16 protein-coding genes and 1 tRNA gene are annotated in these 23,630 nt (G+C 56.4%); 12 read left to right on the forward strand and 5 right to left on the reverse strand.

Features of this window, described 5'->3' with window-relative positions; translation table 11 throughout:
* Positions 1-196: 196 nt before the first annotated feature.
* The gene (locus tag ACIPR4_RS05075; RefSeq protein WP_013567582.1) at positions 197-1,345 is read left to right on the forward strand and encodes a M48 family metallopeptidase; all 1,149 of its coding nucleotides are present in this window, start codon (positions 197-199) and stop codon (positions 1,343-1,345) included.
* Between the two features lie 359 nt (positions 1,346-1,704).
* The gene (queF, locus tag ACIPR4_RS05080) at positions 1,705-2,115 is read left to right on the forward strand and encodes a preQ(1) synthase (RefSeq protein ID WP_013567583.1); all 411 of its coding nucleotides are present in this window, start codon (positions 1,705-1,707) and stop codon (positions 2,113-2,115) included.
* A 14-nt stretch (positions 2,116-2,129) separates the two neighbouring features.
* Here queF and ACIPR4_RS05085 read toward each other — a convergent pair whose 3' ends face one another.
* Positions 2,130-3,416 carry a glycosyltransferase gene (locus ACIPR4_RS05085; RefSeq protein ID WP_013567584.1) on the reverse strand — a complete coding sequence of 429 codons (1,287 nt, stop codon included), beginning with the start codon at positions 3,414-3,416 and terminating at the stop codon, positions 2,130-2,132.
* A 149-nt stretch (positions 3,417-3,565) separates the two neighbouring features.
* On the opposite strand from ACIPR4_RS05085, the gene ACIPR4_RS05090 reads away from it, so the two are divergent.
* Genes ACIPR4_RS05090 through ACIPR4_RS05100 form a run of 3 tightly spaced genes read left to right on the forward strand, consistent with a single transcriptional unit; the run spans position 3,566 to position 7,007 of the window.
* Positions 3,566-4,819, forward strand: coding sequence for a spinster family MFS transporter (locus ACIPR4_RS05090; RefSeq protein WP_013567585.1), 1,254 nt, complete (start codon positions 3,566-3,568; stop codon positions 4,817-4,819).
* Positions 4,816-5,976 (forward strand): glycosyltransferase family 2 protein, encoded by a 1,161-nt coding sequence (locus ACIPR4_RS05095; protein WP_013567586.1) that lies wholly within the window; start codon positions 4,816-4,818, stop codon positions 5,974-5,976. The genes ACIPR4_RS05090 and ACIPR4_RS05095 overlap by 4 nt, the downstream gene beginning before the upstream one ends.
* A 32-nt stretch (positions 5,977-6,008) precedes the next feature.
* Positions 6,009-7,007: an LLM class flavin-dependent oxidoreductase gene (locus ACIPR4_RS05100; protein ID WP_013567587.1), complete on the forward strand. Its 999-nt coding sequence runs from the start codon at positions 6,009-6,011 to the stop codon at positions 7,005-7,007.
* 104 nt (positions 7,008-7,111) lie between these two features.
* On the opposite strand, the gene ispG is transcribed toward ACIPR4_RS05100, so the two are convergent.
* Positions 7,112-8,374, reverse strand: coding sequence for a flavodoxin-dependent (E)-4-hydroxy-3-methylbut-2-enyl-diphosphate synthase (gene ispG, locus ACIPR4_RS05105; RefSeq protein ID WP_013567588.1), 1,263 nt, complete (start codon positions 8,372-8,374; stop codon positions 7,112-7,114).
* 51 nt (positions 8,375-8,425) lie between these two features.
* Between ispG and ACIPR4_RS05110 the strand changes: the two genes are divergently transcribed.
* Positions 8,426-8,502, forward strand: a tRNA-Arg gene (locus ACIPR4_RS05110).
* Between the two features lie 200 nt (positions 8,503-8,702).
* Here ACIPR4_RS05110 and ACIPR4_RS05115 read toward each other — a convergent pair.
* Positions 8,703-10,016: a purine-nucleoside phosphorylase gene (locus ACIPR4_RS05115; protein ID WP_083811986.1), complete on the reverse strand. Its 1,314-nt coding sequence runs from the start codon at positions 10,014-10,016 to the stop codon at positions 8,703-8,705.
* A gap of 65 nt (positions 10,017-10,081) precedes the next feature.
* Positions 10,082-11,608, reverse strand: a complete 1,527-nt coding sequence (locus ACIPR4_RS05120) for a hypothetical protein (protein ID WP_144312323.1) — start codon at positions 11,606-11,608, stop codon at positions 10,082-10,084.
* A 493-nt stretch (positions 11,609-12,101) separates the two neighbouring features.
* On the opposite strand from ACIPR4_RS05120, the gene ACIPR4_RS05125 reads away from it, so the two are divergent.
* Complete coding sequence (locus tag ACIPR4_RS05125; protein WP_245536458.1) at positions 12,102-13,370, forward strand: M23 family metallopeptidase; 1,269 nt, start codon at positions 12,102-12,104, stop codon at positions 13,368-13,370.
* Positions 13,371-13,421: 51 nt separating this feature from the next.
* On the opposite strand, the gene ACIPR4_RS05130 is transcribed toward ACIPR4_RS05125, so the two are convergent.
* A complete protein-coding gene (locus ACIPR4_RS05130; protein WP_144312324.1) occupies positions 13,422-14,819 on the reverse strand; it encodes a hypothetical protein in 1,398 nt (465 codons plus the stop codon).
* 459 nt (positions 14,820-15,278) lie between these two features.
* Between ACIPR4_RS05130 and ACIPR4_RS05135 the strand changes: the two genes are divergently transcribed.
* The 5 genes from ACIPR4_RS05135 (at position 15,279) to ACIPR4_RS05155 (ending at position 23,602) form a co-directional block, all read left to right on the forward strand.
* Positions 15,279-18,755 carry a TonB-dependent receptor gene (locus ACIPR4_RS05135; protein ID WP_245536459.1) on the forward strand — a complete coding sequence of 1,159 codons (3,477 nt, stop codon included), beginning with the start codon at positions 15,279-15,281 and terminating at the stop codon, positions 18,753-18,755.
* Positions 18,756-18,862: 107 nt separating this feature from the next.
* Positions 18,863-21,169 carry a GH92 family glycosyl hydrolase gene (locus ACIPR4_RS05140; RefSeq protein WP_013567594.1) on the forward strand — a complete coding sequence of 769 codons (2,307 nt, stop codon included), beginning with the start codon at positions 18,863-18,865 and terminating at the stop codon, positions 21,167-21,169.
* A 325-nt stretch (positions 21,170-21,494) separates the two neighbouring features.
* Positions 21,495-21,887: a MarR family winged helix-turn-helix transcriptional regulator gene (locus tag ACIPR4_RS05145; RefSeq protein WP_049780774.1), complete on the forward strand. Its 393-nt coding sequence runs from the start codon at positions 21,495-21,497 to the stop codon at positions 21,885-21,887.
* Positions 21,888-21,992: 105 nt separating this feature from the next.
* On the forward strand, positions 21,993-22,967 hold the full coding sequence (locus tag ACIPR4_RS05150) for a ring-cleaving dioxygenase (RefSeq protein WP_013567596.1): 975 nt from the start codon (positions 21,993-21,995) through the stop codon (positions 22,965-22,967).
* Complete coding sequence (locus tag ACIPR4_RS05155; RefSeq protein ID WP_013567597.1) at positions 22,964-23,602, forward strand: alpha/beta hydrolase; 639 nt, start codon at positions 22,964-22,966, stop codon at positions 23,600-23,602. Before ACIPR4_RS05150 ends, ACIPR4_RS05155 begins: the two co-directional genes overlap by 4 nt.
* Positions 23,603-23,630 lie beyond the last annotated feature (28 nt).

The raw sequence follows: 23,630 nt of genomic DNA on the forward strand, positions 1-23,630 counted from the left end.
CCACAGCCCTACTCATTTGTCATCCCGCAGCAAAGCGAGGGATCTGCTTTGCAAAGCTCACACCACATCTTCCGTCCTCAAAGGCGATGGCGCTTTCTCCTCCCAGGACACCAGAACTAATTTTCAAAAAAGGCGTCTAATAGAGAACAGGAGACGCGGGCAGAGCTACGCCCCTTTTCCCGGGAGCCACACCGCCATGAAACTCCTCCACGCCGCTGCCGTTCTTGTTCTTACCCCGCTTGCGCTGAGCGCGCAGGTCTCAAATAATCCCCAAAATCAGAACCCGAACCAGCAGCCGCAGAGCAAGGCGCCGCAGGGGCCCACTGCGACGCAGGCTGACCTTGACGCCGCGAAGAAAAAGGCCGACGCAAAATCCGACTCCATCCCCGAGGTGGGCGACGACCTGAAAAAGGACATCAAGTCCGGTTCGATTGATGACGTCAACGCCGCTGGAACCCGCGACATCGGTGGCCGCGGCATGGGCAACTGGTATTCGGTCGATTGGGAGGTCCGCAATGGCAAGGGATACTCGATGGAGATTGAAAAGTCGGCCCATCTGATCACCGATCCGGTCATCAACGAGTATGTCAATCGCGTAGGCCAGAACATCGTCAAGAACTCCGACTGCAAGGTTCCCTTCACGATCAAGGTCATCGATTCCGACGAAATCAATGCCATGGCTCTCCCAGGCGGATATTTCTACGTCAACTCCGGCCTAATCCTGGCTGCGGACGAAGAAGCCGAACTCGCCGGTGTGATGGCGCACGAAACCGCTCACGTCTGCGCCCACCACGCCGCCCGTGAGATGACGCGCATGAACTACGCGCAGATCGGTTCTGTCCCGCTTCTGTTTGTTGGCGGCTGGACTGGCTACGGGATCTACGAGGCATCGCAGATCGCTATCCCCATGACCTTCCTCTCCTTCTCGCGCGGATTTGAGGCGCAGGCAGACTGGCTCGGCGTGCAGTATATGTACCGCTCCGGTTACGATCCGCAGGCCTTCATCTCGATCTTTGAAAAGCTGGACGCTCTCGAAAAGCACAAGCCCGGCATGCTCGCCCGCGCTTTCTCCGATCATCCCCAGACGCCCGACCGCATCGCTCGCTCGGAAGAAGAGATCGCCACAATCCTTCCTGCGCGACCTGACTACGTTGTCACCACCTCGGAGTACGACGACATCAAGGCCCGCCTCGCTCGCATCCAGAACAAGCGCAAGATTGACGACAAGAAGGACGGCAACAAGCCGACACTCCGCCGGACCTCCGCTGGCAGCAACGATCCCAGTGCCACTACCTCCGGTCAGGACAAATCCGACGACCGCCCCACCCTGGGCCGCCGCGACTAGCAGATCCCTTTCGTGCCCCATTCTTTCGCGCTCTTTACGAAAGGGTGGGGTCGCGCAGAGCACAAACTAGATCCATCAGGAAAATTCACAATCGGGTGCCCCATACATCGCGCTCTTAGCGATGTGTGGGTTATGCGCAGCGTATAAATTCCTGTCAACACCCAATCCTCGCAACTCCAACAAACCAAACTACATTCCCGTGGCATACGTGCCTGTCTCAATCCGATAAAATAGAGATATAGCTTCTAAGAGCAATGCAAGAGCAGAACTCCACCAGGATGAAATTTGCAGCGATCTCCCTGAAACGATCAGCGTACGAAGCAGGTGCTACCTCGGGAGAGAGTACCCAAAGGATGACAATGACTACCGACAAGCGCTACACCGACGAGCACGCCGCAGCAGGCCTCGACCATGCCTTCCCAGCGATTGAGACATGGCAGAACCACTTCCGTGCCTACGAGATTCTCGTCGACGACCCCGAATTTACCTCCGTCTGCCCCAAGACCGGCCTTCCCGACTTCGGTGTTCTGACGATCCGCTACATGCCGCGCGAGAGCTGCCTTGAACTTAAGAGCCTCAAGGAATACCTCTTCCACTATCGCAACCTCGGCATCTTCCAGGAGAACATCGTCAATCAGGTCCTCAACGATGTAGTGAAAGCCTGCGACCCAATCTGGTGCGAGATCAAGGGCGATTTCCGTCCTCGGGGTGGTATCTCAACGATTGTGACGGCTTATCATCCACGCACTGAGGACGATCCAAGGCGGTAGGCCGCTTAGCTATTTTATGCGTAAGTCGCCCCGGTCCTTGCGAGGGTTTCATTCACGATGCGGGAGATTGTTTGGAGCGCGTCTACTTTCGCGATCTCTGCACCGATGCTTCCGGCGCGTTCAGCATAGCGTGGATGATCAAGAATTTCACGCACCGCACCGCGGATCTTTTGCGGCGTCGCGACTCCGTCTTTGATGCCGATACCCACACCGCTCCAACTCACGCGCGCCGCTACACGGGGCTTATCCTCGCTTGCGCCGCAGGAGACGATGGGAACGCCATAGGTCAACGCCTGCTGCACGCCGTTGTATCCGCCATTCGTAACAAAGACGCTTGTCCTGGGCAGCACGAGTTCATAGGGGATATAAGACTCGACGATTGCATTCCTCGTTGAGATAATTTTTCCGCTCTTGCTATCGCCGGCGGTGACGACGACCTGCACCGGTTCATTGGCAAGACCTGTCAACGTTGGATTGACGAGTTGGTCGAAGTCGAAGTTCGCCAGGGTGCCTTGGGTCACCAGAACAAGAGGCAGAGAGGGATCCAGTCGGTTCATCCACTCGGGTGTTTTTGTGGGGGCTGTGGCCTTGGGGAGAAGGGGACCACTGAAGACCAGATTGGCAGGTCGGTCTTCCATGGGATATTCGAAGGCCTCGGCCCCAAGCTGAATGAAGGTGTCGGGGAGACGATACTGAGTATTTAGGCTGTATCCGCCAGGCAGGGGGAAACCCAACCGATCGAGGATGCCATCGACATAGCGATGTCCAGAGGCACGCGCCGCCAGGAATTGGTTGTTGTCGGCGATGTTGCGAATTCTTCCTTCCGGTGTCGTGTCAGGACCGGAGAATATGGAAAAGGCAGGGTCTGTCCACAAAGGTGCGGTCACTCCAAAACTGATGACGGGCGGGCGAGGGCTACCGCCGATCAATAAAGGCAAGATCCCTAAAAAGAGGACCTCTGTTATCACAAGATCAATTTCTTTCTCCGCAATGGTCTGTTCCAGACCTCGATATTGATCGGGAATACGGTCGCCAAAGAGATGCTTCAGGTAGATGAGGGTCTGATCGGCGGGCTGTGCCGTCCGAAGTTCGGGTATGAGTTCACCGAGCTTGTGGTAGTCGTAATTCGCATTACCAAGCAGCGGAACGAACCGCATTCCGGTGGCTTCCACCTTGGAGGCGAAGAGATCGGATGTTTGAAAAAATACTTCGTGTCCATTCTCGGCCAAATGTTTTCCAAGCGGGAGCATAGGGTTTACATGTCCAACTGTAGGGGTAACGGCGAAGAGAATCTTGCTCATGAAGCTCCTAAGGCCGGTGCTGGCGAGAAAGATGCGGAATGCCAGACTCCCGACAGCAGATAAGACACTTCAACGAGTGCGTCTATTCCCGACGAACTTGAGAAAGAAGCGAGTGCCAGCGCTCTCACCTCAGTCTTCTGCGACCTGTTATGCTGAACGCCATGAAGGCCCCTGCGAAGCCGAATAAAGTGGGGCTAGCCGGTGCAACGGTTGCTCTTGTGCTGTTGACGGCCTTGAACTTCGTCAACTACATCGACCGCTACATTCTCCCCGGTGTGCAGGAGATGGTGAAGCACGAGTTCTCGCTCACCGATCAGGCTGTGGGTGCATTGACGACATGGTTCTTTATCGCTTACATCGTCGCGGCTCCGGCTACGGGATGGCTCGGCGATCGTATGTCGCGCAAGCTCCTGATCTTCGCCGGAGCCTTGCTTTGGAGCGGTGTGAATCTCTTCACCGCCTTCGTACACAGCTACGACGCTCTGCTTGTTCGCCACGCCGCGTTGGGTATTGGAGAAGCGAGCTTCGGCATCTTCGCTCCCGCGGTGCTCGCCGACTTTTATCCTGCGGAGCAACGGAATCGCGTGCTTACGATCTTCAATCTTGCAGTTCCAGTGGGCGCCGCGATTGGCTATGCTGCGGGTGGTGGACTGGCAGCGGCCCACGGCTGGCGCGCACCATTTTTTGTCTCGGCAATTCCGGGAATTATTTTTGCCTTCGCCGTTCTCTTCTTCATGAAGGAGCCGAAGCGCGGAGCCAGCGATAAGAGCGAATCGAAGCCCGAAAAGCAGATGGTTCTCGGCCTCGTTAAGAACCACGCCTATACCACCTCTGTGATCGCCTTTGCGATGGTGACCTTCATGATCGGCGGAGTCGCAGCATGGATTCCGACGTTCTTCCAGCGCTTCCACGGCATGTCGCTACAGAAGGCAGACTTCTCCGTGGGAGCGATCACAGTCGTCGCGGGTATCGCAGGCACTGTCCTGGGCGGGATCTGGGCACAGAAGTGGATCAAGACGAACCATCGCGCTCTGTATCTGGTGAGTGCGTGGAGTGCGTTGTCGTCCATACCGTTTGCTCTCCTTTGCTTCTTCGGCCCCGGCAAACTTAGTCTGCCGTCGCTTGCGCTCGCAGAGTTTTGCATCTTCCTCGGCACAGGACCTCTCAACGCTGCGGTGGTCAATGCTGTTTCATCCCGTGTCCGCGCAACGGCACTGGCAGGAGAGCTTTTTCTTCTCCATGTGCTTGGAGATGCTCCATCGCCTCGACTGATCGGCGCTGTCTCCGATGCGACGAACCTTCGCCTCGGTCTGGCAGTCACTGTAGTCGCTCTTGCTATCGCGGGAGCGTTACTCTTCTACGGAGCGCGCTTCGCTCCGAAGGTAGAATCTCAACTGGCATGAAAGTAGCGGTCGAAATCATTGCGTGGTTGATTGCGCTTAGTTGGTGGTCTCGCGTCTTGCCCGCGATTCTCTATACTCCTCGACTTCCCGATCTTCTGAAGACACCGAAGGAGTCGCACTCAGCCTCTTCGATTACCATCATTGTTCCTGCACGGAATGAAGCAGCAGCCATTGGTCAGACGCTGCGTTCACTCGCCACTCAGGACCACGCGTTGCTGCGCGTCATCGCGATCAATGACCGTTCGACCGATGCAACCGGTAGCATCATGAATCAAGTTGCGGCTGAATATCCTGCAGTGATTCAGGTCCTTCACCTCTCCGAACTTCCGTCCCAATGGACGGGCAAAGTCCACGCTATGGCCCTGGCTGCGCGGAGCGTCGAAACCGACTGGATGCTCTTCACGGACGGCGATGTGAACTTCGCACCTTCAGCGATCCGTCTTGCCTTGGCCACGGCGGAAGGCGAACGAGTAGACCACTTCGTCCTCCTTCCGACGATGGAGATTCATACACGAGGTGAGGGTATTGTTCTCGGCTTCTTCCAGATCGTCTCCATCTGGGCAGTGCGTCTCTGGAAGGTCAAGGATGTGCACGCTAAGCGGGATATTGTCGGCGTTGGCGCTTTCAACCTGATTCGTCGGGAGGCCTATGAAAAAATCGGTGGCTTCGACGCGATGCCGATGGAGATCCTCGAGGACATGCGCCTTGCAAGCACGGTCAAACGCGCAGGTCTGCGTTCGCAGGTCGGTTTCGGTCGCGACTTCATCCGTATCCATTGGGCAGAAGGTATGCGCGGCATTGTTGGAGTTCTCACCAAGAACATGTTTGCCGGGGCTCTGTTTCGAGTGGAACTGGTGCTTGCCATCTGTCTCTGGCTTACCGCGTTTTGCGTCCTGCCGTTCTTCGGTCTTTTCGTCCATGCAACGCGCTGGCAAGCGGTAGTTACTCTTCTCGCAATGGTCGCCACCTATATGCTTTATGCGAAGCAAAGCCGCATTCCGGTCTGGTATGTTCTTGCAGCTCCGTTCGCGGCCGTGGTGATGATCTATGCGGTCCTGCGGTCTATGCTCTTCGCCCTTCGGCAGCGTGGCGTGACGTGGCGCGGAACGTTTTATCCTCTAGCCGACCTGCGCCGCCGCGCGCGTTCCATCGAATGATTCGTTTCCCCTGACCGGATCATCCAATCGCTATGGCACACGTAACACTTTCGGTACTGGATCTGGTTGGAATGCGCCCCAGCGAAACAGCTGGTGGAGCGATCGCCCGCAGCGTAGAAACCGCGCAGCATGTAGAGCGCCTTGGTTACAAACGCTTCTGGCTGGCAGAACACCACTCCATCGCAGGCCTCGCCTGTTCCGCCACGGCGGTCCTCATTGGTCACGTCGCGCAGGCTACGAAGACGATCCGCGTAGGCTCCGGCGGTGTGATGCTCCCGAACCACGCGCCTCTGATCGTCGCCGAGCAGTTTGGCACACTCGCCTCGATTTATCCCGACCGTATCGACCTGGGTCTGGGCCGCGCTCCAGGTTCCGACGCACCGACGATGCGTGCTTTGCGCCGTGATCTTCGCAGCACCGGCGAGGAGTTTCCCGAGCTGCTGCAGGAGCTTCGCGGCTATCTCGGAGCACCCAAGGCAGGACAGATCGTCCACGCGGTTCCCGGCGAGAATACGAACGTCCCTGTGACCCTGCTTGGTTCCAGTGGATTCAGCGCACAACTCGCGGGCCAGTTAGGTCTGCCATTCGCCTTTGCTGCACACTTCGCACCGGACTATCTGCTGCCTGCGATCCATCTTTACCGCCAGAATTTTCACCCCTCCGCGACGCTGAGCGAGCCGTACGTGATGGCCGGTATCCCTGTAATCGTAGCGAATACAGATGAGGCAGCTCAGCACCTCTTCACTACGCCGCAACAACGCTTTCTCGCGCTGATTCGGAGCCAGCCTGTCGAACTGAAAGCGCCGGTGGACACGATGGAAGGGGTGTGGAATGCGATGGAGAAAGAGGCTGTGGATGCGCGTCTTCGCGAAGCCATCGTCGGTAGCTCTGAGACTGTGTCACGGAAGCTCAAGGAGTTCCTGCAAAAGACGGGCGTTCAGGAGATCTTTGCTGTTACGGATACGTATGAGCAGAGTGACCGATTGAGGTCTTACGAGTTGCTTGCGCAGGCGGCGGGATCGCTTAGCTAGGGTTTTTTTCTTTTGTCATTCCGTAGCGAAGCGGAGGAATCTGTTGAGAAAAGCAGATCCCTTCGCTTCGCTACGGGATGACAAAGAAAGAGAGCATGCTCTTTCTACAGAACAACGAACTCTTCGACCTTAGCCTTCGTAGCACTGCCATTTGCACCGTAGTGGCTCTTCACGTAGTCATCCAGAATCACTTGGAACTCTCCAACGATATCGTCCCCGCGGAGCGTCTTCGCGAGCTTCCCGTCGATGTAGACAGGAGCGACTGGATCTTCGAAGGTGCCTGGGAGCGAGATGCCGATGTTGGCGTGCTTGCTTTCGCCCGGTCCGTTCACAATGCAGCCCATCACCGCGAGTTTCATCTCTTCCACGCCAGGATAGTTCAGCTTCCACTCGGGCATGGACTCGGTAATGTAGTTGGTGACCTGCTCGGCCAGCATCTGGAAGTAGGTGCTGGTGGTGCGGCCGCAACCGGGGCAGCTGGTGACCTGAGGGGTGAAGCTGCGAATGCCGAGTGCCTGCAGGATCTGCTGTCCGCAGCGAACTTCTTCGGAGCGATCGCCGTCCGGCGTTGGCGTAAGGGAGACGCGAATCGTGTCTCCGATACCCGAGAGCAGCAGCGGAGCGAGGCCCGCCGTGGAGGCGACGATGCCCTTCATTCCCATACCTGCTTCGGTGAGCCCGAGATGCAGAGCGTGGTCGCAGCGTCCGGCTAATTCTTTGTAGACGTCAATCAGGTCGCGAACGCCGGAGACCTTGGCCGACAGGATGATCTGATCGCGACGCAGGCCGTAGCTCTCGGCAGCAGCTGCATTGTCCAATGCGGACCGAACCATGGTTTCCAGCATGACATCGCGAGTCTCCAGGGGCTGAGCCAGTTTGGAGTTCTCATCCATCATTTTGGTGAGCAGCGCCTGATCCAGCGAACCCCAATTCACGCCGATGCGGACGGGCTTCTGGTTCTTGACGGCGCACTCCACCATCGTGCGAAAGTTGTCGTCATCTTTCCGGCCGATGGAGACGTTGCCGGGGTTGATGCGGTACTTTGATAGTGCCTGCGCGCATTCGGGATACTTGGTCAATAGCTGGTGGCCGTTGTAGTGAAAGTCGCCGATGATGGGCGTATTCCAGCCTTTTTTCGCCAGGCCTTCCACGATATAAGGAACAGCCTTCGCCGCCTCGTCGTTATTGACCGTAATGCGGACCATCTCGGATCCGGCGCGGGCCAGGGCAGCGACCTGCTGTACGGTGCTTTCAATGTCTGCCGTATCGGTATTGGTCATCGACTGGACGACGACAGGAGCACTGGAACCGACAAGGACACCGCCAATATTCACGGTAACGGACTGACGGCGATCAATAGAAGGCATAGGATTCTCTCCCCTATTTTACCATTCTGCCGCGATACACTAATCTGACGTGGCCCGGTAGCTCAGATGCATAGAGCGGCGCACTCCTAAGGCGAAGGTCGGCAGTTGGACTCTGCCCCGGGTCACCATAAACATCAAGGAAATAAGTCACTTATTTAAAGTGATGTGTTGGCGGCTATTTGCATCAGCACGGTTTCGTATAACCTTTGGTACATCTCACCCGTATTGCAGCTCATTGCTTTACCGCGTGATTTGAGAGCCATGACAGAGCTTCGTCGTATCAATTTGAAGCTCAAAGAAAGGCCGTCGACCCCACTACGATATGTACCTAATGATGATTTCCAGGGGCCAACAACGCCTTTTCGCTTTCGCTGGAACTTCGGGAAGCCGCGCTTGGGCGTCTCTTGAAGAGGAACCACACGGATACGGCAGCAATACAACCCAAAACCCATAAAGTCCACCAACCGATGGATCTATGGCGCAAGGCTTGCTTGAAGCTGCGCCAGGTCGGAGATTGCAGGGTTTCACGTAGGACATGGGTGAGCCTTTTATCTTCGTCAAGCATGCGGTTCTGCTGCGCGGAAGTTATTTGCGCGTCAAGGGTGGGATTACCTTCGAACGCCCTATCCCAATGACTGAGAATCGCGTGGAGGACTGTGCTGCCGCAGAGCCACGCGGATTCGTAAGCCAATTTGGCTCCCCCCGGATACGGAGAGGTGAAAGAGTCGATCGCGGTGGTGCCGGGAGCTTGCATCGAGTAATTACTGGCTGTGCGGAGAACCAGGACTCGATTGATATCTACCCGATGAATGTGATCTAGCCGTGCGAGAGCGTTCACAATGCCGGAATCTTCCATCTCCGTCATCACAAAGTTTCCCTTGCCACCCGTGTTAAGCTTCACAAAGTCGTTGGCAAACGAAGTGAGATTTGTGCCATACCAGTAATGGTCGGACGCAAAATCGTCGCCGAGCAGCACGAATGGCGGGCGTTGCGCATTCGGGTGGCCCGTGTAGGCAGCGCGAAAGGCCTCGGTAGCCGAATCGTCCGGTAGTTTAAGACTGCGGGTTTGCTCAAATGCCCAGGCCACCAGCTTTGGATTGAGCGCAAAAGTGTTGAAACCCGGGCGAACTATCGTTGAGTTGGGACGTGCGGAACCCGCAGGGAAGAGGCCATAAGGCCAGTCGGTTGGAGCCTCACGTATATCTATTTCGCTCATGACATCGCCGACCACAAAATTCGCCCAAGCGGCCGACCCTATGGAGGCGTCTTCCGGATCGACGCCCGCGATGCCATTGATGATGATGTAGGCATGTGTGAGGTCGAAGTGCGGATCCAGGCCGATCGCCATCATGGACGCTGAGGCATTGATGAGGGTGTCGCCACTGATCATGCCGAGTACTGTATGTTCGGCATTTGTGTGGACAGGTAGCGGGACGCCAGGCACGTCGAGAGTCTCAGGCAGATGTTCTCGGGCGCCCCAAAGCTTAAACTCGTTGGGGGTGGTAACCGCGATAACCGCTCGAATCAACCACGGCTTTGGCTGCTGTTGCGGTGTGACTTGAGGCCGAATTTTCGATGGGTCAGCGACGAAGAGCAGTGAAAGGAACCCAGCTATCACAGAGTTGCGAATTGAACTGCTCATGCTTAGCTCCAGAAACGCGCCAACCAACGACAAAGAACGTCCGTTGGGGACTTTGATATAGCCCCTCATTCCGTTGGACATCTCAGTTGATCCAGGTGACGCGTTGCGATGTCTTTTCGAAGGTAAAAACCCCACTTGTCTGCTATGCCTCCATCAGAATCCGGCACATAGCAATAGTCATACTCTCCTGTGATTTTGCTGTTGGACAAAAGATAGGGAGCATGGCTTAAGGAATTTGCTCTTGTCTCCGGGCGAGTGGGGTCGATTGGACCGCCTGGAATGATTGCTTGCGGGTTCCACTTGTTCAGGGTTTGGCTGACGTTCCACTTGTTGTGCCCAGGCATTCCGCCCTTGGCTTTGCGCGTCGCGATCGATTCATCCGCCACGCCATTGAAGTCAGCGATTTCGAATCGAGGCAGATCGTAACTCACGCCAAGATTAAAGAATCCGATGGAGCCGTCCGTGGGCGCCAGGTTGATTGCAATCCATTGCGAAACGAAAAATTCTTGTGCAGTCGTTGACTCATAGAGCGAATCATGTGAGATGACAGCGTTCTTGTGGCGTTGCGCAATAAGAGAAGTCAAGCTGCCTATGACGACTACCGCCATGAAGGCCAGGAAAGCGCGAAATCCCCTCGTCGTGGACTGAGGGGGCGAAGCTGAAGGTTGACGTCTGTATATGGGGGCGATGTCCAGCAGCTCTTTCAGTCGATGTTTAGAAGAGGACAACAACGCGGGGGACGAAACGGCGATCAGGACGGCCAGTTGGCATACTGGCGACCAAATCATGCGCGCACCGCTGAGGTAGTCGCTGTTGTACAACGCGATGATCGCTGTAACCAGGCAGGAACTGACAACGAGGAGGCCTTTTTCCCTGGACATTGTGTGAGAGAAGGCGAAGTAGAAGACAGTTAACATCACGAGCAGCGTCAGAGCGCTGTAGGAGAGAATTCCATTCGCAACGATGTATTTGAGGATGTAGCCAAGAGAGGGTGCCGCGCCAAACTTGAGTCTCGTGGTCGTCGGTGTGAGATGCCCAAACTGGTGGAGGTTAAGGGCGAGAGCTGCACCTACCAGCACTATGTACGGGCCCGCTCCGAAGAGGAGAAATTGGCGGGAACTCGTGGACGCTAAGTATGCGACTGCGAGAATTCCAAGCGAAAGGATGAGACCGTCTGGCCGAAACAATGTGCTGAGGACCAGAAGAAAGGATACGGCGACCATTCTGCGGGAGGTCATTCCGGGTTTTAAGGACAAAGCGGTTGCGAATGCCAGGACGAATCCCTGGAAAAGGTGATCCCAGCCATTGAGAGCGAATTTGAAGTTGGTCGAGGTACAGACGAGCAACGACACGAGAAGTAATGCGTTGGTGGTGGATCTCGAATACCAGACGATGATCGCCGCTGTACCCGCCACAGAGAAGAGGCCTAACAGGGCATAGAAAACTATGGCGACATTCGGTTGCAGGAACTTCAACAAGCAGGCAAACAGATACGGAGCGATATAGGACGTTGATGGCTGAGCTACATCAATCCGGTTGAACGCTGGTATGCCTCGCCCACGCAGGATATAGCTGGATCTGAGGGAGATCATGACATCGTCGGAGAGGCGAACGGGCGACGTGAAGAGCTGTCGCGGTGTCCCAGGCTGAGACGGGCGGGCAAAACCATAGATGTCTGGCCAAGTCGCGCATACCACTGTGAAAATACATGCGAAGGCAAACGTGAGAATAGCCACAAGTCGTTTGTTGTTTTGAACGCGAGGGAGGCTTGAGACTGGGTTATTTCCGTTTTTCACAGTATCAATCCATTGCTCTCTTACCGAAGGCGGTTGCTCCGGTTCTCACCTGCATCCCTGAGGTATCGTTAGCGGGACCTAACGAACTTTATTCGAAGCCTGGCACCCAAGTTGTCATGGAAATGTCTATTCATCGGTGCTGTTTGTCGAGAGCCGCTACGTCTTCTTTCTATGTATTTGTTGGCTGCTTGCGGTTCGCGTGATCGATGCGGGCGGCTGCGAACACAACTCCCAAATGCGGACGCTAGAATTGATCTGTGAAACTCCTATTTCTTTTGCAAGTCTTCTATTGTTCCCGCTCTGCGTGGCCCTGACCGGCTGCGGCAAGCCTGCACTCGATGTGCCTGCGTCCTTGACCACAGTCGGGCAGGCAACGCCCATCGCCGTCTATGTGCGCGATCCGCACGGTGTCAGCAAGCTCACCGCAACTCTGGCTCAGAACGGCGCGCAGTATCAGGCATGGCAGGCCCCAGCTGCTTCGAAAGGCGCTGATACTGCCTTCAACTTCGAGATCGGCGTCAAAACCACACCCCAGCTGCACGATGGTCCCGCACGCTTGATCCTCGAAGCCACATCTGGCGGTCTGTTTCACGGCACCACTCGCCTGGAACGCGAGGTGAATGTGGTCACGCTGCCGCCTCTCATCAGCGCGGACTCCGACCAGCACTACCTGTACCTCGGCATGGCGGATCTCGCGACGATGAACGTTACGGGCTCCTATACCTCCGCAGGAGTCCGCGTCGGAAACCAGACGTTTCGCGCCTGGCCGATGCCCGACGGCAAGCCCGGCCTCTTTTCTCTGTTCGCCTTTGCCTGGAATATGCCTCCAGGAACGACGCCTCTGGCCTACGCTTCCAATAGTGCCGGCAACGATGTGACGACGCCGCTGACCGTGATCTTCCCCAAGAAGGAACAGCCTGTCTACACACAGCATGAGATCCAGCTCTCCGACCAGTTCATGCAGAAGGTCCTGGGCGAGCTCGACCCCAACGGCACGGGTGATCCCGTTGTGCGCTTCGTCAAGATCAACACCGAGATGCGTCAGGCTAACAACAAGACGCTGTCCGACCTGCGCCTGAAGACTGCAGAGAAATTCCTCTGGTCTCAGCCCTTCACGCGCCAGTCGCATGCGCAGGCCGAGGCCACCTTTGCGGATGTACGCAGCTATATGTACCACGGTAAGAAGATCGATCAGCAGGTGCATCTTGGTTATGATCTAGCCGTCACACAGCATGTAGGCGTCGAGGCCTCGAACGACGGCCGTATCGTCTGGGCCGCCCCTCTTGGTATCTACGGTAACTGCGTTGTGGTCGATCACGGCTACGGTCTGCAAACGATCTACGGCCACATGAGCCGGATCGATGTGCATGTGGGTGACATGGTCAAACGCTCACAGATTATGGGTCTGAGCGGTATGACTGGAATGGCTGGCGGCGACCACGTCCACTTTGCCATGCAGCTCGATGGTGTCCAGATCGATCCCAAGGAGTGGTGGGACGCGCACTGGATCCAGGACCACGTCGCCCGTCGTGTCGATCTGCCCGGCTTCGGAAAGTAATTGCGCGAACAGGACGAGGCGGTCTAAGAGATGGGCCGCCTCGTCGTGAAGCTAAGAAGCGCCTATCCGCTCCAGAATGAGCTGCGGTGCCGATGCATTGGCCGCGAAGCTTCCGGCACCGATGAGCAACTCGAATCTCTGCAAACCGCCATGAGCCATCTTTGCCCGCTGTAGAATCGGCATCATCAACGAAGGCGTAAGGAGAAACGTAGTGGCCGCTTCCGTGCCAGCCGTGTTCAATCCACCCACAATCAGAACATGTCCCGTTGAGGTGAGATTTGGAACATAGGTGATGAGGCCGTAGGTATGATTCGGGTCCGGAGTGCCATAGATTTTCTGCTCTCCGGCTCGTGGTTGCGCATTGAGGATTCCTGACGGTTTGTTCGTGCCAGCGTTGATGGTGAAGCGAAAGTTCATCTGGGGCTGAAAGAGCTCGATCCATGGATTGGCTTCAATGGATCCGATTAAGATCGCATTCCCGACTCTGAGGTCTTCCATGCGCAGATCACGAGCATATCGAATCATCATGCGTGCGGGCACGGCTTCTTCCAACTGTCCCAGATGAGCAACAAAGTCCAGGTCAACGACGCTGGTGTAGCGCCTGGCTCCGAGCTTGAGTATCTCTGGGGCACCCGGACTGTTGTCTATCTTAAGATTGGTCCGATAGCTTCCATTGACATAGCTGGCAAGCGGCACGGGCCTCTCCGTAAGCCCTTGCATGATGATCAGTCCATCATCGGACGGCACGATAAACGTGTCTTGCTCTTTGCTGAAAAGCTGCGTCCAAAGCGTATGCGACATTGCCGCAGCTGGCGAGAAGTTCGTTCTCTTAAACAATTGGCTGGACAGGAGAAACGCCCCTCCGATGCCAAGGAGCATACCCACCAGGAATGCAGGCAGAGCGAAGTTCCAGAGACGCTTCGCTTTCGGTTTTTTAAACCAACCAGCAGATGAAAGACCTGAGCGATTGTCACGCGTCTCCGTTTCCGCTATATCCTCTGCGTTTGGCAGGACGGAGACCCCGCCCAACGTGTATTCCTCTTCGGAGTCGCTGCCTTCAACGGACTCCACCAGGCCGGACGCTTTCTCACTTAGCTGATTAAAAAACTGGGGGACATAACCGCCACGCGGGATCTCCATACGCAGCGGCTCATGGCTGCCCTCGCCAGAAAAATATTCTTCAAGGCGTTTGCGAAGATTGCGGGCATAGCTGCGAACGATATTGTCTTCATTCGAGTCGTAGCCATCGGGTCGTCCGAAGACGAGTACGCCGATCTGCTGTTCGGTGATCTCGTCGCCGCGATCCAGGATGTGACGATCGACAACATAGAGCAGGAACTCCGCCATCAGCCGAGAACGGCCAAGGCTTCCACTGGCCGCGATACGCTGGGCCAACTGCCAGCGCGGATCATCGCTGCGGTCAGCCCTTTCCGTAGGCGCCTTTGGCAACGGTAAAGTGAATTCTCCGTTTCTCTTTATGGGTGCTTCTAAAGTCTGCATGAGTCCTATGTCACTTACTGAGAGCGAGTCTATGGGGCTTATGTGAACGCCCGGTAAATTTGCCCTGCGTGAACTCTTCGAACACACGTGTATAAAAGTGCGGCGCCGAAATGCAACTGCTTTATTCCAAGCGGGATAGGTCGCGGTTGCCGTGCATGCAGGGACGCACACCTGAAATACACCTACCGCCGCCAGCGTGATTCTCCAATACTCGGGTCATTCAGGTCATCTCTGTGTTCGACGTAAATCAGCACGCAAGCCACTTAGAAACGAAGAGGAGCAGTAATGATTTTTTTGATGCGACATTCAACCGTGAGAAAAGAAGTGTCTTCCGCAAGACGACGCTTTTCACAGCACGGTCTCCCGTGTAGTCCTTTGCTCTCCTTCGGTCATGCATCTGGTTCTTCCGTGGGAGTAACCAAACGCTGCCTGCATTCCAACTGGGCTGCAACGCTCATCCTGCTTTGGCTTTTGGTCGTTCCTGCAACCGGGCTCAGAGCGCAGTCCGATCTCTCCGGCATCTCGGGAACGATTACAGATGCTTCAGGTGCTGTCGTCCGTGGAGCGGAGGTCACCGTCACGGATGAAGCAACCGGCACGTCCCACAAAAGCACGACCAATGACTCCGGCTACTACACCATCCCGAGCCTTTCGCCGGGCAAATACACGATCGTCGTCGAAGCCCCTTCCTTCGCGAGCCTGACGAGCACGGGGAACAATCTTGATCCCTCGGTGTCCACCACGGCCAATCTGCGACTCAAGGCCGGTTCCACGACAGAGACAGTGCAGGTAGCCGCTCAAGAGACAGCCATCCAGACCGATAGCACAACGCTCGGCAAAGTGATCACCGCCAATCAGGCTGAGACGCTGCCGCTGAGCGGACGCAATCCGATTAACCTTGCTCTTCTGAAAGCGGGTGTTACCAGCACCTCAGGCAATGTCTCCAACTTTCAGTTCAGCACAGGTCTGGGCGCTCTGAATATCAACGGCGCACGCGAGCGGGACAACCTGTTGACGTATGACGGTGCGGTGGCCGTTCGAGTCCGCGCCAGTGGCGACTCGACGGGCGTCCTCGATCTGGACGCGGTGCAGGAAGTGCAGGTGCTCTCGGCCAATTATCCGGCGGAGTACGGTCGCTCCGTCGGAGGGCAGGTCCGCATCATCACCAAGGCCGGCACCTCTCAGTTCCACGGCAGTGCGTACGAGTATCTACAGAACCCGGTGCTGAATGCCAACACCTGGGTACGCAACCACAACGCGAATAACGCGAATCCAAACTATCCTGCAGCTCTCAAGACGAATTTTGTAGCGCCATTCACCTTCAACCAGTTCGGTTTCAACGTCAATGGTCCGCTATATGTTCCACGCGTGTTGCCAAAGGGGAAGGTCTTCTTTCTCTACTCGGAGGCGTTCGTTCAGTTTCCGGCTACCAATACGAACCCGGTGACCGTGCCTAATCCAGCCTTTCGCACAGGCGACTTCAGTTCGATCGCAACCCACATCCGGGATCCGCAATCCGCGCTGCCCTGCGATCCCAAGACTGGCGGAGCTGGCTGCTTTGCGGGAAACATCATTCCGAAGTCCCGCCTTAGCCCGAACGGTGTAGCTCTGCTCACTGCCTTTCCCACGCCCACTCCCAACTTTCTCCTCGGGACTCAGAACCTTCTGCAGGTGGCGAGCCATCCACAGACCCAGCAGATCGACACAGGCAATCTCGACATCATCCCGACAGAAAAAGACTACATCCGCTTCCGGTTGATGCACTTTTTCTACCACGAAGACAATCCGTTCTCGTCAGCTTACGATGTCGTTCCACGGCTCTACAATCGTCCCAACCAGACGGGCTCTCTCGATTGGGTCCACACCTTCAACCCAAAGACGATCAACGAAGTACTGCTTACCATCAGTCATGGTGCGGACCGCTTGAGCATCGATACTTCGTCGGGGCTCTACGACCGCACCAAGTATGGCATCAACTATCCTTACCTCTTTCCGAATGGGAAGGACCTTCCGAATAAAATTCCGACGGTGCAGTTTGATAACAGCGGCATCACGACACTGGACGGTAGCGCTTATCCCTCGCACTCGCAGGGACTCGTGATGGACTACGCCGATACCGTCACCCGCATCATCGGCAATCACACGATACGTGTAGGTGTCCTCTACGAACGTGCGGCGGCGAATGATGACGACCAGATTTCTGGCCAGAACACTGTTCCCGGACAGACCAATAATCAAAACGGTAAGTTTGAGTTTTCGAGCGCCAATCCTGTCGGCACCGGACTCGATACCGCCGACGCCGCGCTCGGCCTCTTCACCAGCTATGCCGAAGTTGGTCCCAGAGCGGAGACACCGTACCGTGCCAATCTGTACGACTTCTTCGCCCAGGACTCGTTCAAGGTGAGTGCGAAACTTCATTTCGACTACGGCATGCGCTACTCCATCGTGCAGCCCTTTTACAGCCTTTGGAATAATATCGGCACTTTCGATCCGGCCTTCTATAACCCTGCGAGTGCAATCAAGGTGGATCCCACCACAGGGAATCCGATCGCAGGCACAGGCGATCCTCTCAACGGCACCGTCCTGTTCGGCAGCGGATTTACTGCAAGCGCCAAGGCGCATGTGCCCATCGCTGTGACCGGTCAATACGACTCACTCTTTCATAACCTTCCTCGTGGATACATCGATGTCCACTACACCACCTTCCAACCTCGTGTCGGACTGGCGTACGCGTTCAACAGCAAGACCGTACTCCGCTCGGGCTTTGGCCGGTATATCAGTCGCCAGGGTGTGTCGGATGGAGTCTTCGAAGGTGGCGCGCCTCCGCTTCAGTCTTACGCCGGTATCAGCGGTGGCAGCGTGGACAATCCGGGAGCGGGTGCAGCGGGTTCGTTCCCCACGATTTCGGGACGGGTCGATCGCAGCTCGCCTCCGCCCGAATCTTATGTCTGGAACTTCTCGGCGGAGCGCGATCTCGGATTCAATACCATTCTGGGAGTCTCTTACGTCGGTCGTCGCGGCTTGCACGGGCAGTTTCAGTCCAACCTCAACCAGGCCCAGCCTGGAACGCAGCAGGCCATCGGTAAACAGAATATCAACGCCTATCGTCCGTTCCTCGGCTATGGACCCATCACTCAGGTCAAGCAGAGTGCAGGTTCGGCATATGAAGGTCTCCAAATGGACCTTAATCATCGTTTCGAACACGGACTTGGTTTCGGGGTCGCTTATACCTACGCTCACGCTTCGGACTGCGGCTCGTTCCAGAAGAACTTCCTTCCGAACACTTACGATCCCAAGGCCATCTGCGGCCCGGCAGACTACGATATCCGGAATGCAATTACCATCAACGCTGTCTATACACTTCCATTCCATAGCCACAGCCGGTTCGCGAACGAGGCCCTGGGCGGCTGGCAACTGAGCCAGATTTACAACTTCCAAACAGGAACGCCCTTCTCCGTCGCTACGACGAGCGATATCGCCGGAGTGGGAGCAGGTAGCGGGGCACAACTGCTGCAGATTACTCCCGGCGCCAACCTAAAAGGCAACGGCAAGTTCTCTACTTCGTCGGGAGATAGTAACTACTGGTTCAACCCGGCGGTCTTCTCTTATGCTCCGGCCGGTACGTTCACAACACAGAAGAACCGTAATATTCTCCGCAATCCCGGCCTGGAGAACTTCAACGCTTCTCTGATGAAGCGCTTCCAAACCTTTGACAACCAGTTCCTCATCTTTCGCTTTGAAGCCTTCGACTTCCCCAACCATCCAAACTGGGCCGCAGCCGATGCGACCTTTACGAACGGAACGCCAGCGATCAATACCTTCGGCAAGGTCAACAGCAAGACCGGTCAGAGATCCATGCAGGCCAGCCTTCGTTACTCGTTCTAGCTTTGCCTCTGTTCCTTGCCGCTGGTATTACTCCAGCGGCAAGGACCTGTAGATTGTGAGACGATCTTTCACTACCAGCCCAATCCAAGAACGAAGGATATTTATTCATGCGGCATCTCCCTGCATCACCTTCCCGGTGGATCCAACTTCGTCGTCTAGCTGCCACCTGCATCGCTCTGTGGAGCATTGCTACTCCGCTCGTTGGTGCAAAAGTGCAGTCGCAGGTGGACTACACGCGCAATGTCGATCCCTTTATCGGTGTGGACTGGGGTGGAAATACGTTTGTCGGTTCCGCGATCCCTTATGGCGTGGTGAAGGTCGGCCCCGATATGCAGACCTTCGATGGCCGACGGTCAGGCTTTGGTTATTCGAGCAGCGGCGTGATTCTTGGTTTCTCGCATCTGCACCTCAGCGGCGCGCAAGGCAAATATGGAAATATTCTCGTCGCGCCCGTCACCGGTCCGCTCGACCTGAATGACATTAAGACTCCACGCACCGATGAAGTAAATCGTGTCGGCTACTATGCAGCGAAGCTCACTCGCTATCAAGTGCAGGCCGAGTTGACGAGCAGCCGCCGCGTTGGGTTTCACCGGTATACCTTCCCCGCGTCGCAGCAGTCGCATATTACGATCAACGTTGCTTCGGCGCTGAGTCTCGGGACCGACTGGCAGGCACAGAAGTTTCTCGGTGCGGAAGTCCACCTTACCTCCAATCATGAAGTGCAGGGAGTAGCACGCTTCACCGGCGGTTGGAACCGAGGCGGTGAGTATAAGGTCTACTACTACATGACGCTCGACACGCCTGCGAACGCAACGCATACGTGGAGCGGCAAAGATCTGACGACTGCCCAGGACGTAACCGTAGGCGCGAACACCCCCGTAGGCGCCTCCTTCGACTTTGCAACGAAAGCAAATCAGGTGATCCAGGCCAAGGTCGGCATCTCCTTTATCAGTGCAGAACAAGCGAAGCACAACGTGCAGCAGGAAGTTCCCGCGTGGAACTTTGCGACGGTGCGCAATGCCGCAACCGGGCTCTGGAACTCTGAACTGGCCAAGCTCAGTCTGTCAGGCGAAAGCGACTCTCAGCGCCGTCAACTCTATACCGCCATGTATCACATCATGCTGATGCCTACAGACCGTACCGGCGAGAACCCGGATTGGCAATCCAGCGAGCCCTACTACGACGACTTCTATTGCATCTGGGATACCTTCCGCACTTCAAGTCCCTTGCTCACGCTCATTTCGCCCGATCGTCAGCGCGACATCCTTCGTGCGCTCATCGACATTTATCGTCATACCGGCTACATGCCAGATGCTCGCAGTGGCAACGACAATGGACGCACCCAGGGCGGCTCCAATGCGAACGTCGTGGTGGCCGATGCCTGGGTGAAGGGGCTCAAAGGCATCGACTATGAAACCGCCTTCGCCGCGATGGTGCACGATGCGGAGGTGCCTCCAACGGATCAACAGAAAGAGGGTCGCGGAGGCCTGAAGGATTACAACGAAAAGGGATTCGTTACGCTTGCCGATGAGCGCTCCGGTTCACGCACAGCAGAGTACAGTTACGATGATTTCGCTATCTCCGAAGTCGCTTGCGGTCTGGGCAAAGCGAAGGAAGCTGCACTCTATGCCAGCCGCGCCCATAACTTTGAGCACCTCTGGGATAAAGATATGAGCGTGGAAGGCTTCAAGGGTTTTATGAGACCACGCAATCCTGATGGCAGTTGGGCTCCCCCATACCTCGTTGTGCGCGGTACCTGGCCGGACTTCTTTTACGAGGGAGATATCTGGACTTATTCCATCTACGCTCCGCAGGATATGCGCCGCCTGATCGAGATGGCCGGAGGGAACGAAGCGTTCGCCCATCGCCTCGACTGGACGTTTCTGCGTCGCCACTTCGACGTCACCAACGAACCTGGCTTTCTTCTTCCCGTGCTCTATAACTATGCGGGGCGACCCGATAAGACCGCCGACATCGTTCACATGACTTTGGAAAAAGCTTTCGCAGACAACCGTGCAGGCATTCCTGGCAATGACGATTCCGGCGCGATGTCGAGTTGGTTGATCTTCTCAACCCTCGGTCTCTTCCCAATCGCTGGTCAGGACGTCTATCTCATCAGCACACCCAGCATTCCAGATGCCTCGCTCTCTTTGGGCAACGGAAAGAAGCTGCGCATTCTTTCGAAGAACCTGGATCCCGACGGTCTCAACCGGTATGTGCAATCGGCGACACTCAACGGGGTCGATCTGCCAAACTCCTGGTTCCGGCACGCCCAGATCAAGGATGGAGCCACGCTGATTCTTACCATGGGTTCAGCCCCATCAGATTGGGGCAAGCTGATTCCTCCACCTTCGATGAGCGATACGACATCGCCCGTTTGTTCGAAAGTGCAGTCTGGAACGCCGTCGATGTAAAAGACGTTTCATTCGCCGTCATCGGTCCACGGGATGCAGCTCATCCCGCAGATCGGTGACGGCTGTGTCTGTTAACAACCCCTCAAGCCGCATGGACTTCTGTAGATACATGGGGAAATGGTGAGAACCGCAACTTCTGGAGGTACGCCCGGAAGTATCCTGTCCAAAAGAATCCTTTCATCAGGATAATCATCTATCTTGTGTACGACTGGAAGGGCGAGAGATGGCAAGCCAAACAATGATCGCAAGAGAGAGCAGCCCAATAGTGAAGAGATGCCCCAAGCCGGAGCAGGTTTGGATTGCCCTTGCACATTGCTATCGGAGGATGAGTTCGCTGATTGAGCAGAGTTTCGTCGAAAGCGGCCTAAGCCTGACCGATTTTATGATGCTGGAAGCGATCCTGCACAAGGGGCCCATGACGATTACGGAGATTCAGACGAGCGCGTTGCTCGCAACCGGGTCGATGACCGCCGCCGTGGATCGTTTGGAGTCAAAAGGCCTGCTCGCAAGGACGTTCAGTAAGAGCGACCGCCGGGCTCGCGTGCTGGAACTGACGGACGAGGGGAGAGCCGTGATTCTTCCCGCCTTTGAAAAACACAGCGCGAATCTGAAGCTTTGGATGGGCGCGCTTTCGGCGAATGAGCGTGCGGATACCTTCATCAATCTCCGAAAGCTTGAAAAGCAGTTGAAGGCAGTCGACACAAACGCACCGCAGTAGCAGTCAACACAGACTTGGCTCGCGGCACACATTTGCCTCTTGGCGAAGAAGGTTTTCGTCCTCGCGGCCCGCACCTAATCGCAACACACTCCAAAGGAGAGAATCATGAGAACTCCCATCGTAGGTCTTCACCACGTCACAGCCATCGCGTCCGATCCTCAGCGGAACCTCGACTTCTACACGCAGGTCCTTGGGCTTCGCTTCGTCAAGAAGACCGTAAACTTTGACGATCCGGAGACGTACCACTTCTACTTCGGCGACGACACGGGAACGCCGGGCACCATCCTGACCTTCTTCCCGTGGCCTGGGACGCCGCAGGGACGTCGCGGCGCTGGAGAGACCATTGCCACAGCCTTCTCGATTCCTGTTGGCTCTTTGCCTTACTGGCGGAAGCGGCTGGTCAGCAAAGGCGTCGCCACGGAAGAGAACGTCTACTTCGGCGGTGCGCACCTGAGTTTCAGCGATCCGGATGGCATGGTACTTGAACTGGTGGAGCATACGGAAGCCCAGGCAGTGGCCGCACCGCGCTACTCCGATGTGCCGGCGCAGTATGCGATCCAAGGGTTCTTCGGAACAACGCTGCTGGAACTGAGCTTGATGCGCACGGAGTCTCTGCTGAGCATGATGGGCTATCGCAAGTTGGGCGAGGAGGGAGACCGCTTCCGCTACGCACCGGATGGTGATGCACGCGGTCGCATTCTGGACATCGTCGTGGACAAGGACGCGCAGCAAGGCCGTATGGGTGCGGGCACGGTGCATCACATCGCCTTCCGCGCCAGCGATGATGCCTCGCAGTTGGATTGGAAGCAGGAGCTGGGACGGAACGTCAGCGTGACGCCCGTGCAGGACAGAACCTACTTTCACTCCATCTACTTCCGCGAGCCGGGCGGCGTGCTCTTCGAGATTGCGACCGACTCTCCGGGCTTCCTGATCGACGAGCCCATCGAGTCGCTGGGCGAAGCCTTGCGCATCCCGGAGTGGTTTGAACCGCAGCGCAAGCTGATCGAATCGCGTGTGCAGCCGATCACGCTTCACAAAGCAGAGAAGGCTGTTGCAAACGAAAGCGAGGCAACACTGTGAGCCCACAGAACCCACACGGAACACAGCCCGTCGTAGCCGCGGGTACATCGCTTGCGGATGCGGCGGGAGTCCTCATCCTGCTGCACGGCCGAGGAGCCTCGGCGGAAGACATCCTTGGCCTTGGGCAGGAGATCGTTCCGGCAGGCTGGGCCATGCTGGCTCCGTCTGCGGCGGGACACACATGGTATCCCTACTCGTTTCTCGCGCCTCGGGAACAGAACGAACCGTACCTCTCGTCTGCGTTGGCTAAGATTCAATCAACCTTGGATATGGCATTGCAGGCAGACATACCCGCGGAGAAGATTGCGATTGCAGGCTTTTCCCAAGGAGCCTGCCTTGCAACCGAGTTTGTCGGCCGCAATCCACGCAAGTATGGAGCGCTTCTGGCCTTCACCGGCGGCCTGATAGGACCTCCGGATGCGCCACTGACGCTTGCGGGAGATCTGGCTGGTACACCTGTGCTTCTGAGCTCGGGCGATCCTGACCCGCACGTGCCGTGGGCGCGCGTGCAGGAATCCGCCGACCTTCTGCAGAAGATTGGCGGCCACGTCACACTCCGTCGTTATCCCGGCAGGCCGCACACCATCGGGCCTGAAGAGGTACGCATGGCGCGCGAGATGCTTGCTGCGCTGTAATCCTCTCAACGTAAAACAATAAGAAAGC

Origin of the sequence: Terriglobus saanensis SP1PR4, assembly GCF_000179915.2 — a bacterium.
GTDB lineage: Bacteria > Acidobacteriota > Terriglobia > Terriglobales > Acidobacteriaceae > Terriglobus > Terriglobus saanensis.